Consider the following 741-nt stretch of genomic DNA (forward strand, 5'->3'; position numbering starts at 1 on the left):
TTTTGGATCTTTTAATAATTTAGTATTATCACTTTCATAAGCATGGATAGTATCTTTACTAAAAGAAAGATCAACTTTATAATCATAAAGATTGATTTTATCACTTGCTCTTGTATCTTTTTCTACACCTTGTTTTAAATATTCAATAGTAATTGAAAAATCTTTTACTTTAAAATCTTTAATACCATCAAATTTTAAGTCTGCTATACCGTTACTATCTACTATAAAACTAGACTCTTTAAAACCGATTTGATCATTTTTCAATACTTTTATCGAACTATCTGCTAATAAACCACTAACTTTAATATTAAAAGGTGTTTTATAATCTATAGTTTTTTCTTGATCTTTAAAGCTTGGGTAAATAAATATAGGATTAAAAATTCTTACCTTATAAGTTAATTCTTTACTTAAATCTTTACCCATAGTATTTACACTAATAATAGGATTAGTTTTAAATGGATCTTTAGCAGTAATAGTTGCTTTAGCTTCACCACTAGCATTAAATACTGTTTCTTGATTACTTAAAGTAGCATCTCCTTTTATATTCCATGTTATTTTAGAACCTTCTTTACCACCTTTTAAAGTAATAAGAGCATGGTCTAAAATTAAGCCATTAGCTTTTTTTCCATTGATGTATGCGCTAATAGTATCCTTATCACTTTCTATACTTAATTGATACTGATGAAGCTGAATCTTATCTAGAGGGAATTCAGTTTTAGATATAAATGATTTCATATACTT

General features: G+C 25.5%; 1 protein-coding gene. It reads right to left on the reverse strand.

Annotation, left to right across the window (positions count from 1 at the left end; genetic code table 11):
• The coding region (locus CAMP5053_RS08245) for a hypothetical protein (protein ID WP_337217643.1) at positions 1-735 on the reverse strand (735 nt) is incomplete at its 3' end.
• Between the last annotated feature and the right edge of the window lie 6 nt (positions 736-741).

This window comes from Campylobacter sp. S4:11, assembly GCF_024723695.1.
GTDB lineage: Bacteria > Campylobacterota > Campylobacteria > Campylobacterales > Campylobacteraceae > Campylobacter_D > Campylobacter_D jejuni_C.